General features: G+C 67.0%; 21 protein-coding genes. 17 read left to right on the top strand and 4 right to left on the bottom strand.

Going from position 1 to position 16,701, the window contains the following annotated elements; genetic code table 11:
- Positions 1–49: 49 nt before the first annotated feature.
- The gene (cobS, locus tag ACWPMX_RS02225; RefSeq protein WP_455698422.1) at positions 50–1,039 is read right to left on the bottom strand and encodes a cobaltochelatase subunit CobS; all 990 of its coding nucleotides are present in this window, start codon (positions 1,037–1,039) and stop codon (positions 50–52) included.
- 158 nt (positions 1,040–1,197) lie between these two features.
- Here cobS and ACWPMX_RS02220 point away from each other — a divergent pair, with 158 nt between their 5' ends.
- A complete protein-coding gene (locus ACWPMX_RS02220; RefSeq protein WP_455698421.1) occupies positions 1,198–1,767 on the top strand; it encodes a TetR/AcrR family transcriptional regulator in 570 nt (189 codons plus the stop codon).
- Between the two features lie 6 nt (positions 1,768–1,773).
- On the opposite strand, the gene ACWPMX_RS02215 is transcribed toward ACWPMX_RS02220, so the two are convergent.
- Positions 1,774–2,388, bottom strand: coding sequence for a winged helix-turn-helix transcriptional regulator (locus ACWPMX_RS02215; protein ID WP_455698420.1), 615 nt, complete (start codon positions 2,386–2,388; stop codon positions 1,774–1,776).
- 153 nt (positions 2,389–2,541) lie between these two features.
- Between ACWPMX_RS02215 and ACWPMX_RS02210 the strand changes: the two genes are divergently transcribed.
- From ACWPMX_RS02210 to ACWPMX_RS02175, 8 genes are read left to right on the top strand one after another with little or no spacing between them, the layout of a single operon-like run.
- Positions 2,542–2,982 carry a VOC family protein gene (locus tag ACWPMX_RS02210; RefSeq protein ID WP_455698419.1) on the top strand — a complete coding sequence of 147 codons (441 nt, stop codon included), beginning with the start codon at positions 2,542–2,544 and terminating at the stop codon, positions 2,980–2,982.
- 9 nt (positions 2,983–2,991) lie between these two features.
- Positions 2,992–3,669: a glutathione S-transferase family protein gene (locus ACWPMX_RS02205; RefSeq protein ID WP_455698418.1), complete on the top strand. Its 678-nt coding sequence runs from the start codon at positions 2,992–2,994 to the stop codon at positions 3,667–3,669.
- Positions 3,670–3,672: 3 nt separating this feature from the next.
- Positions 3,673–4,044, top strand: coding sequence for a DUF1428 domain-containing protein (locus ACWPMX_RS02200; RefSeq protein WP_455698417.1), 372 nt, complete (start codon positions 3,673–3,675; stop codon positions 4,042–4,044).
- Between the two features lie 3 nt (positions 4,045–4,047).
- Positions 4,048–4,860 (top strand): VOC family protein, encoded by an 813-nt coding sequence (locus tag ACWPMX_RS02195; protein WP_455698416.1) that lies wholly within the window; start codon positions 4,048–4,050, stop codon positions 4,858–4,860.
- A gap of 1 nt (position 4,861) precedes the next feature.
- The gene (locus ACWPMX_RS02190; protein WP_455698415.1) at positions 4,862–5,338 is read left to right on the top strand and encodes a VOC family protein; all 477 of its coding nucleotides are present in this window, start codon (positions 4,862–4,864) and stop codon (positions 5,336–5,338) included.
- Between the two features lie 4 nt (positions 5,339–5,342).
- Positions 5,343–6,020, top strand: a complete 678-nt coding sequence (locus ACWPMX_RS02185) for a dihydrofolate reductase family protein (RefSeq protein ID WP_455698414.1) — start codon at positions 5,343–5,345, stop codon at positions 6,018–6,020.
- Positions 6,017–6,673 (top strand): glutathione S-transferase family protein, encoded by a 657-nt coding sequence (locus ACWPMX_RS02180; RefSeq protein WP_455698413.1) that lies wholly within the window; start codon positions 6,017–6,019, stop codon positions 6,671–6,673. Before ACWPMX_RS02185 ends, ACWPMX_RS02180 begins: the two co-directional genes overlap by 4 nt.
- Positions 6,674–6,722: 49 nt before the next feature.
- The gene (locus tag ACWPMX_RS02175) at positions 6,723–7,349 is read left to right on the top strand and encodes a glutathione S-transferase family protein (protein WP_455698412.1); all 627 of its coding nucleotides are present in this window, start codon (positions 6,723–6,725) and stop codon (positions 7,347–7,349) included.
- On the opposite strand, the gene ACWPMX_RS02170 is transcribed toward ACWPMX_RS02175, so the two are convergent.
- Positions 7,346–7,948 carry a J domain-containing protein gene (locus tag ACWPMX_RS02170; protein ID WP_455698411.1) on the bottom strand — a complete coding sequence of 201 codons (603 nt, stop codon included), beginning with the start codon at positions 7,946–7,948 and terminating at the stop codon, positions 7,346–7,348. The two genes, ACWPMX_RS02175 and ACWPMX_RS02170, sit on opposite strands and share 4 nt — an antisense overlap.
- A gap of 52 nt (positions 7,949–8,000) precedes the next feature.
- On the opposite strand from ACWPMX_RS02170, the gene ACWPMX_RS02165 reads away from it, so the two are divergent.
- From ACWPMX_RS02165 to ACWPMX_RS02155, 3 genes are read left to right on the top strand one after another with little or no spacing between them, the layout of a single operon-like run.
- Positions 8,001–8,273, top strand: a complete 273-nt coding sequence (locus ACWPMX_RS02165) for a BolA family protein (RefSeq protein ID WP_455698410.1) — start codon at positions 8,001–8,003, stop codon at positions 8,271–8,273.
- Positions 8,270–9,157: a pirin family protein gene (locus tag ACWPMX_RS02160; RefSeq protein WP_455698409.1), complete on the top strand. Its 888-nt coding sequence runs from the start codon at positions 8,270–8,272 to the stop codon at positions 9,155–9,157. Before ACWPMX_RS02165 ends, ACWPMX_RS02160 begins: the two co-directional genes overlap by 4 nt.
- Positions 9,154–9,966 carry an SDR family NAD(P)-dependent oxidoreductase gene (locus ACWPMX_RS02155; protein WP_455698408.1) on the top strand — a complete coding sequence of 271 codons (813 nt, stop codon included), beginning with the start codon at positions 9,154–9,156 and terminating at the stop codon, positions 9,964–9,966. The genes ACWPMX_RS02160 and ACWPMX_RS02155 overlap by 4 nt, the downstream gene beginning before the upstream one ends.
- On the opposite strand, the gene ACWPMX_RS02150 is transcribed toward ACWPMX_RS02155, so the two are convergent.
- A complete protein-coding gene (locus ACWPMX_RS02150) occupies positions 9,963–11,075 on the bottom strand; it encodes a DUF2332 domain-containing protein (protein ID WP_455698407.1) in 1,113 nt (370 codons plus the stop codon). The two genes, ACWPMX_RS02155 and ACWPMX_RS02150, sit on opposite strands and share 4 nt — an antisense overlap.
- A 26-nt stretch (positions 11,076–11,101) precedes the next feature.
- Between ACWPMX_RS02150 and hisG the strand changes: the two genes are divergently transcribed.
- The 5 genes from hisG to ACWPMX_RS02125 all read left to right on the top strand — a co-directional run bounded on the left by hisG (position 11,102) and on the right by ACWPMX_RS02125 (position 16,609).
- Positions 11,102–11,758: an ATP phosphoribosyltransferase gene (gene hisG, locus ACWPMX_RS02145; RefSeq protein ID WP_455698406.1), complete on the top strand. Its 657-nt coding sequence runs from the start codon at positions 11,102–11,104 to the stop codon at positions 11,756–11,758.
- Positions 11,755–13,044 carry a histidinol dehydrogenase gene (gene hisD, locus ACWPMX_RS02140; RefSeq protein ID WP_455698405.1) on the top strand — a complete coding sequence of 430 codons (1,290 nt, stop codon included), beginning with the start codon at positions 11,755–11,757 and terminating at the stop codon, positions 13,042–13,044. The genes hisG and hisD overlap by 4 nt, the downstream gene beginning before the upstream one ends.
- Positions 13,041–13,496, top strand: coding sequence for a transcription antitermination factor NusB (nusB, locus tag ACWPMX_RS02135; protein ID WP_455698404.1), 456 nt, complete (start codon positions 13,041–13,043; stop codon positions 13,494–13,496). Before hisD ends, nusB begins: the two co-directional genes overlap by 4 nt.
- Positions 13,493–14,371: a thiamine-phosphate kinase gene (thiL, locus tag ACWPMX_RS02130; protein ID WP_455700710.1), complete on the top strand. Its 879-nt coding sequence runs from the start codon at positions 13,493–13,495 to the stop codon at positions 14,369–14,371. Before nusB ends, thiL begins: the two co-directional genes overlap by 4 nt.
- Positions 14,372–14,503: 132 nt before the next feature.
- Positions 14,504–16,609 carry a sodium-translocating pyrophosphatase gene (locus ACWPMX_RS02125; protein WP_455698403.1) on the top strand — a complete coding sequence of 702 codons (2,106 nt, stop codon included), beginning with the start codon at positions 14,504–14,506 and terminating at the stop codon, positions 16,607–16,609.
- Positions 16,610–16,701 lie beyond the last annotated feature (92 nt).

Below are 16,701 nucleotides of genomic sequence, written 5' to 3'. Positions count from 1 at the left end.
CTTGCCGGCGATGCCGCGAAGGAGATCGCCGCGACGGCGAGCAGTGCCCTCACTTCTTGCCGATCACGCTTTCCGGCAGGTCGACCCCGAATACGCGCTGGTAGTATTCGGCCACGAGCACCCGCTCGGCCTCGTCGCACTTGTTGAGGAAGGTGAGGCGGAACGCGAAGCCGACGTCGCCGAAGATCGCGGCGTTCTGGGCCCAGGTGATCACGGTGCGCGGGCTCATGACGGTCGAGATGTCGCCGCCCATGAAGCCCTGCCGGGTCAGGTCGGCGACCTTGACCATGTCGGCTACGACCTTGGCGTCGGTCTCCGGGCTCTTGGCCGAGACGATGTCCTGCTCGGTCTTGGCCGGCAGGTAGTTGAGCGCGACCACCAGGTTCCAGCGGTCCATCTGGCCCTGGTTGATCGCCTGCGTGCCATGATAGAGCCCGCTCGTATCACCGAGACCGACGGTGTTTGCAGTCGCGAACAGGCGGAAGTGCGGATCGGGGCGGATCACGCGGTTCTGGTCGAGCAGGGTCAGCTTGCCCTGTTGTTCGAGGACGCGCTGGATCACGAACATCACGTCCGGACGCCCGGCGTCGTATTCGTCGAACACCAGGGCGACCGGGTGCTGCAGCGCCCACGGCAGCAGGCCTTCGCGGAACTCGGTCACCTGCAATCCGTCGCGCAGCACGATCGCGTCGCGGCCGACGAGGTCGATACGGCTGATGTGCGCGTCGAGGTTGATGCGGATGCACGGCCAGTTGAGCCGGGCGGCGACCTGTTCGATGTGGGTCGACTTGCCGGTGCCGTGATAGCCTTGGACCATGACGCGGCGGTCGAACGCGAACCCGGCGAGGATCGCCATCGTTGTGTCCGTGTCGAACACGTAGCTGTCGTCGATGTCCGGCACGCGGGGGTCGGCCTTCGAGAAAGCCGGAACCTGCCAGGCGACGTCGAGGCCGAAAACATCGCGTGCGCTCACGGTCGTATCGGGCGCGGCGAGGACGGTGCGCTGGGCTGTGTCGAGTGCGTCGGTCATGTCGTTCATTGCGGTTGGCGGACTAGACGTGCGCGCGGGAGGCCGCAACGCTATTTCCTCGCGCGCGCCTCCAACCTTTGCTTCAGGCGAGGCGCAAGCTGAGAAACTACCTTGAGGTAGGCTCGTGTCTTGACGGTAAACGACAAAACCTACTAAGGGGTAGGTTGATGAAAACGAGCCGCGAAACACTGCTCGAAATCGGCACGGAAATCGTTCGCCGAAAAGGGTTTGGCGGGCTCGCCTTCGGCGAAGTTGCAAGTCGCGCCGGCATCAGAAAGGCCAGCTTGCACCACCATTTTCAAACCAAGCTCGACTTCGGCCTCGCCCTCATCGAACGACGCATCGCTGCTCTCGAGGCCGAGCAAGCCGTGGCCGATGCCGACCAGCGGCGCGGCACGGTGATGTTCCGCGCCTTCATCCGCGCTCGCCGCGAGGCACTGGCGGAAGGCGAAGCGCTCGATGTCCTGACCGCTCTCGCCGGAGATGCCGCACCCCTCGGTCGTGCGATGCGCGACGCCCTCGGCACTGCACGCGGACTGACCGTTCGGCGGCTTGCAGCGATCCTCCAGACCGGTCGGCGCGATCGGACGATCGCCGTGGCGGGCGACATCGACGAGGAAGCGCGCGCGCTGCTCGCCCAGATCGAGGGCGCAGAGCTGGCCGCCCGCGCGGTCGGCGACGTCGCCGAGTTCGACCGGGCGCTGGCTACGTTCGAGAAGCGGATGTCCGCTTACTGAAGCGCCTCAGGCGAGCGGCGGCGGCAGGCTGAACAGGCTGACGTAGCGCATGGCGAGATCGCGATTGCCCTCGATGCGAAGACCGGCATCGCGCTCGAGTTCGGTCCACGGCACGCCTGCATAGATCCCGCCCGCGATCACCGCGGCGACGGGCGCGCGGAACACGGCGTCGGCACCCTCTACCGGCGCCCTGGCGATCGGCAGTTCTCCCTTGCCCGGTTCGGCCACGAACGTCTCGTCGCCGACCGCGAACCCGATCCGGCCCTTCACCGTGCCAACCTTCGCCTTGTCGACCATCGTGCGCATCGACAGCATCAGCGATACCGGCGACAGCGGCAGCGTGGGATCGTGCGCGCTCGATTGCGCGGCCCAGCGGCCCGCTTCCTGGATCAGCGGCTCGGCGGCATAGCCCCAGGGGGTCAACTCGTAGACCTGTGCTTTCGCCGGATGCGGCAACTGGCGACGGACCAGCACACGTGCCTCCTCCAGCGAGGCGAGGCGCTCAGTCAGCACCTTGGCGGAGATTCCGGGCAGGCTGGCGCGAATGTCGGAAAACCTGCGCCCGCCGAGCATTAATTCGCGAACGATCAGGAGCGACCAGCGCTCGCCCACCAGTTCCATTGCGAACGCCGTTCCGCAGGCATCGGCATACCAGCGACCATGACCCTGTTTCGACTCGGACGTTTCTTTTTGTAACTTCATAGTTGCTTTTAGTAACTCAATGTGGGACGAATCGCAAGTCCCGAGTCGCGGCCCGGATGAGAGGAGAGCGTCATGACCCAGATGATTTTCGTGAACCTGCCCGTTGCGGACCTGCCCAGGTCCAAGGCGTTCTACGAGGCCATCGGCTTTACCAACGAGCCGAAGTTCACCAACGAGATGGCGGCCTGCATGGTCCTGTCCGATGCGATCTACGTCATGCTGCTGACGCACGATTTCTGGAAGACGTTCACAAGCAAGACGATACCCGACCCCAAGACGAGCGCGCAATTGATGCTCGCGATCAGCCGAGAGAGCCGCGACGCGGTGGATGCCATCGTCGATGCGGCGGCGAAGGCCGGGGGCAACCCGGATTGTAATCCGAAGCAGGACTACGGCTTCATGTACGGCCGCAGCTTCGAGGACCCGGACGGCCATATCTGGGAGCCCAACTGGATGGACCCGGCCGCGGTCGAGCAGGGGCCCGAAGCGTTCGCGGCCGAGCCGGCGAGCTGAGCGGTGGGTATGCTCGATCCCGCAGCCAGCCTCAAAATCTACGCATACGAGTGGGTACCACCGTTCGCGCAAGGGCATGTGCGCGACCTGCGCCCCCGCTGGGCGTGCGAAGAGGCTGGCATCCCCTATCGCGAGCACCTCATCAACGTGATGAACAAGCCCACGAGCTACTTTGGCGAACAGCCGTGGGGCCAGGTTCCCGCCATCGTCGATGACGGTATCCATGTGTTCGAAAGCGGCGCTACCCTCATCCACCTCGGCGAGAAGAGCGAAACCCTGCTCCCGGCAGGCGGGCAGGCCCGCGCGACCACCCTGTCTTGGCTGCTCGGCGCCTTCAACACGGTCGAGCCAGTGATGATGGAGTTTGGCAACATCACCTTCTTCGCCAAGGGTGAGGAATGGGCGACCTTGCGTCGCCCGTCGCTCGAGGAATTCCTGCGCAAGCGCCTCGCGCCGGTCGAGGCGCGGGTCGCGGGCGAGGAATGGATCGCCGGAGCGTTCTCGATCGCGGACATCGCGATGGTTACGATCCTGCGCACCATCGAGGACAGCCCCCTGATCGCCGAACACCCGGCGATCGGTCGATACCTCGAACGCGGCACCGCACGCCCCGCCTATGCGCGGGCATTGGCCGACCAGATGGCCGCCTTCGCGCGCCACCCACAACCCCAGATGGAAGGAGCCTGACCCATGTACATCAACGGATTCATCGTCCCCGTCCCGGCGGACAAGAAAGAGGAATATCGTGAAGTCGCCGCCAAGTTCTGGCCGATCGCCAAGGATTACGGATGCACCGGCCACGTCGAGGCGTGGGAAGCCGACATCAAGGACGGCCAGTGGACCGATTTTCGCAAGGCGGTCGACCTCAAGGAAGGCGAGAAGGTCGTCTTCTCGTGGATGATCTGGCCCGACAAGGAAACTGCCGATGCGTCGCAGGAAAAAATCATGGCCGACGAGCGCATGAAGACCGATTTCGGCGCTCCTGACGGCAGCGACATGCCGTTCGACGGCAAGCGCATGGTCTTCGGTGGGTTCGACCTGCTGTTCCAGGCGGGAGACTGAGCCATGGGTGATCCGACCGATCGCGGGGCATTCATCTGGTATGAGCTGATGACGCCCGACGTCGTCGGCGCGCGCGAATTCTACCGCGCGGTCGTCGGCTGGGAAATCGGCGAGCATGCCATGCCTTCGGGCGGGGGCGGGGCCTACCACATGATCGGCCGCAGCGACGGCGGCTTTGCCGGCGGCGTCCTCGTCATGGGCGACGAGATGATCGGCGACGGCTGGAAGCCCGGCTGGTTCGGCTATGTCCACACGCCCGATGTCGATGCCACCGCAGCGGAGTTCGTCGCGGCGGGCGGGTCGATCGTGATGGGGCCGATGGACATGCCGGGCGTCGGGCGCATCGCGCTGCTGACCGATCCGCAAGGCGCGCACATCTACCTGATGAAGCCCACCCCGCCCCCCGGCAATCCGGACGCGAAGAGCGACGTCTTCGACTATGAGAAGGCCCAGCACATGCGCTGGAATGAACTTCAGACGTCGAACCCGTCCGAGGCGGTGGCGCTCTACACCGGGCAGTTCGGCTGGGAGCAGAAAGACAGCATGCCGATGGGTCCGCTCGGCGATTACCTGTTCATCAATAGAGCCGACGGGATGATCGGCGCGATCATGCCCGAAATGCCCGGCGGCGGCGGCACCTCGTGGTCCTACTACATCGGTGTCGACGACATCGACCGCGCAGCTGGCGCGGTGACAACGGGCGGCGGGACGCTGAACGGCGAAATCATGCAGATTCCGGGCGGCGAATACTCGGTTCACTGCTCCGATCCACAAGGCGCGCCTTTCGGCCTCGTCGGCCCGCGCAAGGAGACCTGAAATGGACAAGCTGACAACGGTACTGTGGTTCGATGGCGACGCCGAGGAGGCGGCGCGCTTCTATGCTGCGACTTTTCCCGACAGCGCGGTTGGCCAGGTGTTCCGCGCACCCGCCGATTTCCCGAGCGGGAAAAAGGGCGATCCGCTGACCGTGGAATTCACCGTCTGCGGGCGGGCTTTTTCCGGGTTGAACGGCGGGGACATGTTCAAGCCCAACGAAAGCGTCAGCTTCATGGTGGTGACCGAGGACCAGGCCGAGACCGACCGCTACTGGGATGCGATCGTCGGCAATGGCGGGCAGGAATCGGCGTGCGGCTGGTGCAAGGACAAGTGGGGCTTCAACTGGCAGATCACTCCCCGCACGCTGCTCGAATCGCAAGTCGCGGGCGGCGACGAGGCGAAGCGCGCCTTCGCGGCGATGATGGAGATGCAGAAGATCGACGTGGCGAAGATCGACGCCGCGCGCCGAGGAGACTGATACGATGACCCGCAAGATTACCGGCGCCGCGTTCCTGTCGCTCGACGGGGTGATGCAGGCCCCCGGCGGCCCGACCGAGGACACGCAAGGCGGCTTCCGCGAAGGCGGCTGGATGTTCAAAATCTGGGACCCGGGCATCGAGGAGACTCTCGGCGGCCTGTTCTCGGGCGACTACGACCTGCTGCTCGGACGGCGGACCTACGACATCTTCGCCGCGTACTGGCCCTATGCCGAGGAGCCCGAGAACCGCCCGATGCGCGATGCGTTCGACGCCGCGAACAAGTACGTCCTCACCCGAGGCGACCAACCGCTCGAATGGCAGAACAGCCACCGGTTGTCGGGGGTTGAGGACGTTGCGCGAATCAAGGCCGAGCCGGGGTCGGACATCATCGTCCAGGGATCGAGCACGATCTATCCGGCGCTGCTCGAAGCAGGGTTGATCGACGAGCTGATCACGATGACCTTTCCGGTCCTCCTCGGCCACGGCAAGCGGCTGTTCGGCGAGGGAACGCCGGTCGACAAGCTGGCAATGACGCAGCACTCCGTCACCGACCAGGGCACCGTGATCGCGCACTACACGCCCGGCGGAACGCTGCCACCCTATCCCGATGCCGCCCCCATCGCCGCGCAAAGCGACCGCGAGCACGTGCGCCAGCAGAAGATGCAGGACGGTTCCTGGTGAGTGGCCTGATCCTCTACGGCCACCCGTTCTCGTCCTACACGTGGAAGGCGCTGATCCCGCTCTACGCCAATGACACGGCATTCGAGTTCCGCAACGTCGATCCCGCCGAGGGCAACCACTGGGATTTCGTGCGCGAGGCGCACCCGGCCGGCAAATTTCCCGTGCTGGTCGATGGCGAGGCGGTGATCTTCGAATCAACCGCGATCGTCGAGCATCTGGCGGTGCAACACCCCGGACCCGCACCGCTAATCCCCGGCGATCCCGCCAGTGCAGTGATCGCCCGGATGATGGACCGGTTCTTCGATCGCTACGTGATGGACGTCGCGCAGCTGACGGTGAACGCGTACATCGCCGATCGCGCCAACCCCGACCCCACGGCGCTGGCCGCCGCCAGCACGGGGTTGCTGCACAGCTACGCGTGGCTCGAGGAATGGCTAGGTCGCAATACGCTTCCGCCGCACGTCAGCCTGGTCACGTGCGCCGCGGTGCCGAGCTTGTTCTACGCCGACTGGATCGAACGGATTCCGCAGAGCTGCCCGCGTGTACAGGCACTGCGCGCCGAAATTCTCGCTCTCCCGGCTGCCGCGCGTTGCGTCGAGGAAGCGCGGACCTATCGTCACTACTTCCCGCCGGGCGCGCCAGACCGCGATTGACGGCCCAGTTTGTTCTATTTACGTTCCTCACGAACGAAAGGGCGAGACGATGGCTGAGTACACCTTCTACACGAACCCGATGAGCCGCGGGCAGATCGTCCGCTGGGCGCTGCACGAGGCCGGTGCGGACTACGAGCAGGTGCTGGTCGACTGGGCGGCGAAGGATAACCTCGTCGCGGTCAACCCGATGGGCAAAGTTCCGACTATCGTGCACCACCATGGTAGCCACGACCACGTCGTGACCGAGGCGGCGGCGATCTGCCACTACCTTGCCGAGATGACCGCGCCCGACCTCCTCCCGCGCGAGCACGAGAAGGCGGACTACTTTCGCTGGCTGTTCTTCGCCGCCGGGCCGGTCGAGCAGGCGGTCGTCGCGCGCAGCATGAGTTGGGAAGTGCCTGCGGAACGCGAAGGCATGGCCGGTTTCGGCAGCTACGATCGCACGATCGACGCGTTCGACGGCTGGCTGTCGGGCCGCGACTACGTCTGCGGAGAGCGGTTCACGATGGCCGACGTCTATGTCGGCAGCACGGTCGACTGGGGCCTGATGTTCGGATCGATCCCCCCGCGCCCCTCCTTCGAGGCCTATGCCGCGCGTTTCCGAAACCGCGAAGGCTACAAGGCGGGCAAGGCGATCGACGGCGCGCTGATCGCCGAGGCGCAGGCCAGCAGCTAGGCCAGCGCGGCGCTCTTCCTGAGGAGCTGGTACGCCTCGACCACGCGGGTCAGTCGCCCCTCGTGACTCCGGTCGCCGCCGTTGCGATCGGGATGATAGCGCCGGACGAGTTCCGAATAGCGCCGCCGCAGCGCGCTGCGATCGATGTCGCCGCCAAGGTCCAGCGTTGTCAGCGCCGCTTGCTCTTCGCGGTTGAAGCGGGCGGGACGCATCGTTTCGCGCGCCCGCTGCCCGGCATGCCTGCGCACGTCGGCCGCGCGCGCGCCGATGGCATCGAGCGGATCGGCGAAATCGGCCCAGCGCGGCGTATCCGACACGCCGGCATCGGCACGAAACGTGCGCGTGGTGCTGCCGTTCGCCCAGCCCGCCGCGGGATGCTGCGCGGCGACAATCTCGTCCGCGGTCATTCCCGCGAAATAGTTGTAGCGCGCGTTGAATTCGCGGACGTGGTCGAGGCAGAACCACAGGTGATCGCCGGGACCGTCGAAGCCTGGAGAGCGCGGACCGGGCGCGCGGAACTGCCCGGGCTCGTCGCAGCCCGGCGCCTGGCATTCCTGGACCTGGTCCTCGAAACGCCCGTGAAATCTCGCTGACCGCATCGACCCTGAGGTAGGCATGGACAAGCCCGCCCGCAACTTCCAAAGGAACCCCATGCCCGGCCCGTTGCAATCGGAAATGGAGTCGCTGCTCGCGGGCGCATTCGCCCCGACCCGGCTTGAAGTCATCAACGACAGCGCGAAGCATCGCGGCCACATGGGCGACGATGGCAGCGGTGAATCGCACTTCACGCTCGTGATCGAGAGCGCCGCGTTCGCGGGCAAATCGCGGCTCGCGCGCCAGCGCATGGTCAACGCCGCGCTCGGCGACATCCCCGGCCAGCGGGTCCACGCGCTCGCCATCCGCGCATCCGCCCCCGGAGAATGAGCATGATCGAAACGACCATCACGCCGGTCGCCCACGACCTCGGCCAGTTTGAGGTCCGCCGCGTGTTGCCCAACAAGGCGCGCACGATGGTGGGGCCCTTCATCTTCGTCGACCAGTTCGGTCCCGCACAGCTCGATCTCGGGGCCGGGATGGACGTGCGCCCGCACCCGCACATCGGCCTGTCGACCGTGACCTGGCTGTTCGAAGGCGCGATCGACCACCGCGACAGCCTCGGCAGCTTCGCGACGATCCGCCCCGGACAGGTCAACCTGATGACCGCAGGGCGCGGCATCGTCCATTCCGAGCGCTCGCCCGCCGACGAGCGCGGCAAGGGTGCGCGGCTTTACGGGATGCAGACCTGGCTCGCGCTGCCCGATGGGCGCGAGGAGATCGACCCGGCGTTCGAGGCCATGACCGACCTGCCCGTGATCGACGACGGCAGTGCGAAGGCGACCGTCGTGATGGGCGAACTGTGGGGCGCGCGCGCGCCGACCACGACATATTCGGGCACGATCTATGCCGAGATCGCCCTTGCGCCCGGCGGCTCGATGCCCATCGACGCCGAGGCGGACGAGCGCGCGGTGATGCTGTTGGGCGGCGAGGCAACGCTCGACGGCGTGGCGATCGAGCCATTCACGCTCGCCATCCTAGCCCCCGGCGTGCCGATGAAGCTGTCTTCGCAGAACGGGGGGCGCGTGATGTTGCTCGGCGGCGAGGCTTTTGCGACCAGGCGCCACGTCTGGTGGAACTTCGTCGGCTCCAGGCGCGAGCGGATAAGTCAGGCCAAGGACGACTGGCGCAGCGGCGCCTTCCCGCTCGTCCCCGGCGACAGCGAGGAGTTCATCCCCATTCCCGACCAGCCCAAGACGGTAAGCTATCCATGACGCACAAGGGCAAGGTCGCCTGGATCACCGGCGCATCAAGCGGAATCGGCGCGGCGCTTGCGCGGCAATGGGCGGCGCGGGGCGGTAACGTGATCCTGTCGGGCCGTGACATCGGACGGTTGCACGACGTCGGCGATTCGCTGCCGACAGAATCGCTGCTGCTCCCCTTCGACGTGAGGGACGAGGAAACGCTTGCCGAGGCGACCGAGGCCGCGCTGGTGTGGAAAGGAGCGATCGACCTCGCAGTCGCCAACGCGGGCATCTCGCAGCGTTCGGCGGCGGTCGATACCGACATGCGCGTCTATCGCGAGATCATCGAGATCGACCTCGTCGCCCAGATCGCATTTGCACAAAGTCTGATCGGCCCAATGAGCGAGCGCGGCAGCGGCGCACTGGCGTTCATCTCGTCGATTGCGGGCAAGGTCGGCGTGCCCATGCGCACTGCATACTCCGCAGCCAAGTTCGGACTCGCCGGCTATGCCGACGCCCTGCGCGCTGAACTGTCGCAGTCGGGTGTCGCAGTGCACACGATCTACCCCGGCTCGATCCGCACCGAAGTCAGCCGCAATGCCTTGGGCGCCGACGGATCGCGCCGCGGCAAGAGCGACAAGGCGATCGACGAGGGAATCGATCCCGATGTCGCAGCAACGCAGATGCTCGACGGGATTACGGCTGGAGCGCGCGAGATCATCGTCGCCGAAGGTGTGGAACTCGCGATGGGCGAAGCGCGGCGGACACCCGATGCGCTGTTCGACCAGGTCGCCGCTATGGTCGCCCGCGGCTACATGGAGCGGCTGAAAGGAGGCTAGCCCCCCACCCACTCGATGTCCGCGCCATGCGGGTGCGACCACGCGAGCAGGCGCTCCTGCTCCCCGCCTGGCCAGTATCGCACCTTCAGGCCGTGACGATGGACCGTCCGGTCCGCCTCGACCGCGATCCACGCCAGCGGCTTATCGGGCGTCGCGCGCGTCCCTGCTTCTTCCATTGCCGCAGTCACCCGCTCCTGCTGGTCCTTCGGGACGTACTGCCAGACGATCGAGTGCATCAGCACCCGCGTGGTGCCCGATGCCTGCGGCTTTTTCAGTTTCGTCTCGATGAAATCGGCGGCGTTCATCCGCACAAGGTCCGGCGCGCGCTCGGTGGCGGCAGCAATCGCGGCCTCCATCCGCTCGAAACGGATCGTGTGCTCGGGCCAGATGTAGGCTTTGAGGCGCAGTGCTTCCACCGGGTCGGTCAGGTCGACCGGCGCGACGTCGCAGCCCTTCAGCGAAGCGAATTCGACTGCCCCGGTGGGCGGCGGAGGCCCGAACCATTTGGGCGCGAACGCCATCGCCGAGTCCGCCGGCCCGACCTTCACGCCGCCCAGGTCGTAGGCGTAGCGATCCATCATCAGATTGATCCCCGCCGACGAGCCGATCTCGAGGCATTCGAACCGCGGCGGCAGGCCCTGCCCCGCCAGCCACAGCATCGCCGCCATGAAGTTCGACGACCGTCCCGCCTCGTTGGTTTGCGGCGGCCCGTCGAGCCACGGCATCAGCACCGCCTCGTGCGCGGCGACCGCCTCGCGCATGATGGTCACATCGTTGCTTGCCGCCTCGCCGCGATAGATCCGGCCCAGCTCGGGCTGGGCACCGGACAGCCAGAGCGAATGAATCCCGCCCGCGATCCGCAGCGGCAGCGCGTCGGCAAGCGGCGCGCCCTGCCAGGAGCGGATGCGATCGAGCAACGCGCCCGGCGCGTCGCATTCGACCAATTCGAGCAAGGCCGCGACGACCCGCGCGGTGATCGGCGCACTGGCCGAACGGCAATAGGCAACCTGGTTCTCGAACGCGCGGACGACGGCCCCGTCGCCGGTCAGGTCGATATCGACCAACTCGTACTTGGGAGCGGCCTCGGCCATCTTGCGTTGCCCTTTCACGTCACGCGCCCTAAGTCGCGCGCGCCATGACCGGGTCACTCACCCCCACCCCGCTGACGTTCGCCGTGCCGAAGGGACGCATCCTCGACGAGGCGCTGCCGCTGATGGCGCGCGCCGGAGTCGTGCCCGAAGCGGGGTTCCACGACAAGGGCGACCGGCGCCTTGCGTTCGGCTGCGAGGATGCGGATTACCGCGTCATCCGCGTGCGCGCGTTCGACGTGGCGACGTTCGTGGCCCACGGCGCGGCGCAGGCGGGCATCGTGGGGTCCGACGTGATCGAGGAGTTCGACTATTCGGACCTCTACGCGCCGGTCGATCTGGCGATCGGTCACTGCCGCCTCTCGGTCGCCGAGCCCGCGGCGGGAGCGTCCTTGGAGGGCGGATCGACCCATCTTCGCGTCGCCACCAAGTATCCCAACCTCACCCGCCGCCATTTCGAGGCGCGCGGCGTGCAGGCGGAGTGCGTGAAACTCAACGGCGCGATGGAGATCGCCCCGGAGCTCGGCCTCGCGGGCCGGATCGTCGACCTCGTGTCGAGCGGGCAGACGCTGAAGGATAACGGCCTCGTCGAGATCGCGACGATCATGGAGATCACCGCGCGGCTGGTGGTGAACCGCGCGGCGCTCAAGACCGATCCGCGCGTCGCCGCGCTGGTCGAACGGTTTCGGAACGCGTGTCAATGAAGCGCTTGATTGCCTCTGATCCAACGTTCGAAAAGGCGTTCCGGCGCATTGTCGACTACCGCCGCGCGAGCGACGATGACGTGGCGAGCGACGTCGCCGACATTCTCGCCCGCGTGAAGGCGAAGGGCGACGACGCGCTGAGCGAATACACCCACCGGTTCGATGATCACCAGCTGACCGAGGAAGGCGACTGGCGCATCGACCTCACCGACTGCCGCGCTGCGTTCGAAGGGCTGGAGCCGGGTCTTCGAGACGCGCTCACCTTCGCTGCCGACCGCATCCGCGCCTACCACGCAAAGCAACTCCCCGCCGACCGCGACGAGACCGACGCGGCGGGCGTGCGGCTCGGCGCGCGCTGGCGGCCGGTCGATGCCGCGGGCCTCTACGTGCCCGGCGGACGCGCGGCCTATCCTTCTTCGCTGCTGATGAACGCGATCCCGGCCAAGGTGGCGGGGGTCGAGCGACTGGCGGTCGTGACCCCGACGCCGGGCGGTCGCACCAACCCGCTCGTCCTCGCCGCCGCGCACGTTGCGGGCGTGGACGAGGTCTGGCGCATCGGCGGGGCGCAGGCGATCGCCGCGCTCGCTTATGGCACAAAGCGGATCAGGCGCGTCGACGTCGTCACCGGCCCCGGCAACGCCTGGGTCGCGGAGGCCAAGCGCCAGCTCTACGGCGTGGTCGGCATCGACATGGTCGCCGGGCCGAGCGAGATCCTCGTCATCGCCGACGGCGCCAACGATCCCGACTGGATCGCCGCCGACCTCCTCAGCCAGGCCGAACACGACCCCGATGCGCAGTCGATCCTGATCACCGACGATGCCGATTTCGCCGGGCAGGTCGAGGACCGCGTCGACGTCCAGTGCGCGATGCTCAAGACCCGCAAGGTCGCCCGCCAGAGCTGGGACGATCACGGTGTGATCATCGTCGTCGACCGGCTCGAACAGGCGATCCCGCTCGCCAACGCGCTTGCCGCCGAACACGTCGAGCTCGCGCTCGCCGACCCGCAGCCGTTCGTCGACGGCATCCGCCACGTCGGCAGCCTGTTCATCGGCCGCATGGCACCCGAAGCGGTGGGCGACTATGTCGCGGGACCCAACCACGTCCTCCCCACCGGTCGCCGCGCGCGCTTTTCCAGCGGGCTGTCGGTGCTCGACTTCATGAAGCGGACGAGCTTCATCGAGCTCGGCCTTGAATCCCTGCGCGAAATCGGACCCGCCGCCGCTGCGCTCGCCCATGCGGAGGGCCTCGAAGCCCACGCGCGCTCCATCGAACTGAGACTGAAATGACCTCCAGCCCCCGCTCCCAGGCGCGTTCCGCCGCCCGCCTCGCCGCCGTCCAGGCGCTCTACCAGCACCACATGGAGGGCACCGGCACCGCGCGCCTGCTCGACGAATTCCACCAGCACCGCCTGGGCATGACCGACGACGAAGGCGAAGCCGAATTCGCCGATGCCGAAGTCGATTTCTTCGACGACTTGGTGTCCGGCGCGCTCGCCCGCAGGGATGAGATCGACGACCTCTTGACCGCCCGCCTCGCCGACGGCTGGACCCTCGCGCGGCTCGACAAGACGATGCTGCAGATCCTGCGAGGCGGCGCCTACGAGCTTCTCGCTCGGCCCGACGTGCCGGTCGCCGCCGCGATCAGCGAGTGGGTCGACGTCGCCAAGGCGTTCTTCGACGACCGCGAAGCGAAATTCGTCAACGGCGTGCTCGACGCGGTGGCAAAGGGCGTGCGCTGAGCGGCGAATTCGCCTTCATCGACGCCCTGCGCCGCATCGCGACGCACCCTGCCGCCCGCAACCTCCAGGATGATGCCGCCGTGCTCGAAGTCGGCGGAGAGACGCTCGTCCTGACCCACGACACGATGGTCGAGGGCGTCCACTGGCTTCCGGGACAGGACATGGCCGACGTCGCATGGAAGCTCGTCGCGGTGAACCTGTCGGACCTTGCCGCCAAGGGTGCCGAGCCGATCGGAATGCTCCTCGGACATACGCTCGGCGTAGGGGATGATCGGTTTGTGGCTGGGTTGGACGAGGTCCTCGCAGCCTATGGCGTGCCCCTGCTCGGCGGCGATACCGTGTCCGGCAGCGGCGCGCGGACACTTGGCTTGACTGCCATCGGTCTCGCCACCTGCCGCCCCGTGCCGGGGCGCAGCGGCGCGCGACCGGGTGACGCGGTCTGGCTTACTGGCACGATCGGCGCGGCGATGGCGGGGTTCGAGGCGCTGCGTGACGGAACGGGCGCCGAGAGCGCCGCCTATCGCCGCCCCATCCCGCTGCTGGCCGAGGGTCGCGCGCTCGCCCCGCACGTCAGCGCGATGATGGACGTTTCGGACGGCCTTCTGCTCGATGCCTCGCGCATCGCGGATGCGAGCGGTGTTACCATCGACCTCAATACTGCCGCTGTGCCCATTGCAGAGTCCGAAGACCGCCGGGCCGACGCGCTGCGCTGGGGCGACGATTACGCGCTGCTGTTCACTGCTCCCGAGGCGGCCGATCTGCCCGTCGCGGCGACCCGGATCGGCACCGTCCTGCCGCGCGGGGATGCGCCCCTCCTGCTCGATGGAATCGCGCCGTCGCCGGACGACCGGCTCGGCTATCGCCACACGACCTAGAACCAAGGGCGCATACCCGGCGAAAACCGGGCGTTTGTGGCTTGCGCCTCCGAGTCGCGGCCTTATACCTCCCCGCCTCAACGCCGCACGGGAGATGCGGCATCATCCACGAATGCAGGAGGGGACTTGGCCGTGGACTTGGTACTCATATCGATTGTTCTGGGGGCACTGGCCGTCGTGTACGGCTTCGTGACCAGCCGCCAGGTGCTGGGTTCCAGCGCCGGCAATGCAAAGATGCAGGAAATCGCCGCGGCGATCCAGGAAGGCGCGCAGGCCTACCTTCGCCGCCAGTACACCACCATCGCGATCGTCGGCGTCGTCGTCGCCGTTCTGGTCGGTGTGTTCCTCGGCGCCATTTCGGCGACCGGCTTCGTGATCGGTGCGATCCTTTCGGGCGTCGCGGGCTTCATCGGGATGAACATCTCGGTCCGTTCCAACGTCCGCACCGCGCAGGCCGCTTCGGTCGGCCTGCAGGAGGGCCTGACGATGGCGTTCCGCGCAGGCGCGATCACCGGCATGCTCGTGGCGGGCCTCGCGCTCCTCGCGATCGCGGTGTTCTTCTGGGTCCTCACCAACTCGATGGGCTATGCGGCCAACGACCGCGTGGTGATCGACGCGCTCGTCGCGCTCGCCTTCGGCGCATCGCTGATCTCGATCTTCGCGCGCCTCGGCGGCGGCATCTTCACCAAGGCCGCCGACGTCGGTGCCGACCTCGTCGGCAAGGTCGAGGCGGGCATCCCCGAAGACGATCCACGCAACCCGGCGGTGATCGCCGACAACGTGGGCGACAACGTCGGCGACTGCGCCGGCATGGCCGCCGACCTTTTCGAAACCTACGTCGTCACCGTGGGCGCCACGATGGTGCTCACCGCGCTGCTCATGCAGGGCCTCGGCGATCTGCTGATGCCGATGATGAGCCTGCCGCTGCTGATCGGCGGCGTCTGCATCGTGACCTCGATCATCGGTACCTACTTCGTCCGCCTCGGCGGATCGAAGAACGTCATGGGCGCCATGTACAAGGGCTTCCTCGTCTCCGCCGTGCTGGCAGTACCGGCCATCTGGTGGGCGATCATGACCGCGCTCGGCGGCATGGACACCCAGCTCAGCGTCGGCGACACCACGTTCACCGCGATGAGCCTGTTCTGGTGCGCCCTGCTCGGCCTCGTCATCACCGGGCTGATCATCTGGATCACCGAGTACTACACCGGCACCAACTACCGCCCGGTGCGCTCGATCGCCAAGTCGTCGGAAACCGGCCACGGCACCAACGTGATCCAGGGTCTCGCGATCAGCATGGAAGCCACAGCGCTGCCGACGCTGGTGATCGTGGCGGGCATCATCATCGCCTACCAGCTCGCCGGCCTCATCGGCATCGCCTATGCCGCCACCGCCATGCTGGCGCTCGCGGGAATGGTCGTGGCGCTCGATGCCTATGGTCCCGTGACCGACAACGCCGGCGGCATCGCCGAAATGGCGGGCCTCGACGACAGCGTGCGCGAGAAGACCGACCTGCTCGATGCGGTGGGCAACACCACCAAGGCGGTCACCAAGGGCTACGCGATCGGATCGGCCGGCCTTGCCGCGCTGGTGCTGTTCGCCGCCTATACCACCGACCTCAAGGAGTTCTTCCCGAACCTGACGGTCGATTTCAGCCTCGAGAACCCGTACGTCATCGTCGGGTTGCTGCTGGGCGCGCTGCTGCCCTACCTGTTCGGATCGATGGGGATGACCGCCGTCGGCCGAGCGGCGGGCGACGTCGTCATCGACGTGCGTGAGCAGTTCAAGAGCAACCCGGGCATCATGACCTACGAGTCCAAGCCCGACTACGCGCGCACGGTCGACCTCGTCACCAAGGCGGCGATCAAGGAGATGATCATCCCCTCGATGCTGCCGGTGCTGGCGCCGATCGTGGTCTATTTCGCGATCACGATGATCGCGGGTCAGGCCAACGGCTTCGCTGCGCTGGGCGCGCTGCTCCTCGGCGTGATCGTCGGCGGGCTGTTCGTCGCGCTGTCGATGACGGCGGGCGGCGGCGCGTGGGACAACGCCAAGAAGTACATCGAAGACGGCCACCATGGCGGCAAGGGGTCCGAAGCCCACAAGGCCGCGGTGACCGGCGACACCGTGGGCGATCCCTACAAGGACACCGCGGGTCCGGCCGTGAACCCGATGATCAAGATCACCAACATCGTCGCGCTGCTACTGCTCGCGGCGCTGGCGGGGGGCCACGCGGTCTGACCGCGGCGCCCCGGTAACGGGCATCGAAAGGCCCGCCCCGTTTCAGGACGGGGCGGGCTTTTTCGTGGGCGCGTTAAGGCTTCCTCTAACGC

Source organism: Tsuneonella sp. HG094 (assembly GCF_053819285.1).
The sequence above is the reverse complement of the archived record's forward strand: the minus strand, read 5'-3'. Positions and strand labels throughout refer to the sequence as shown.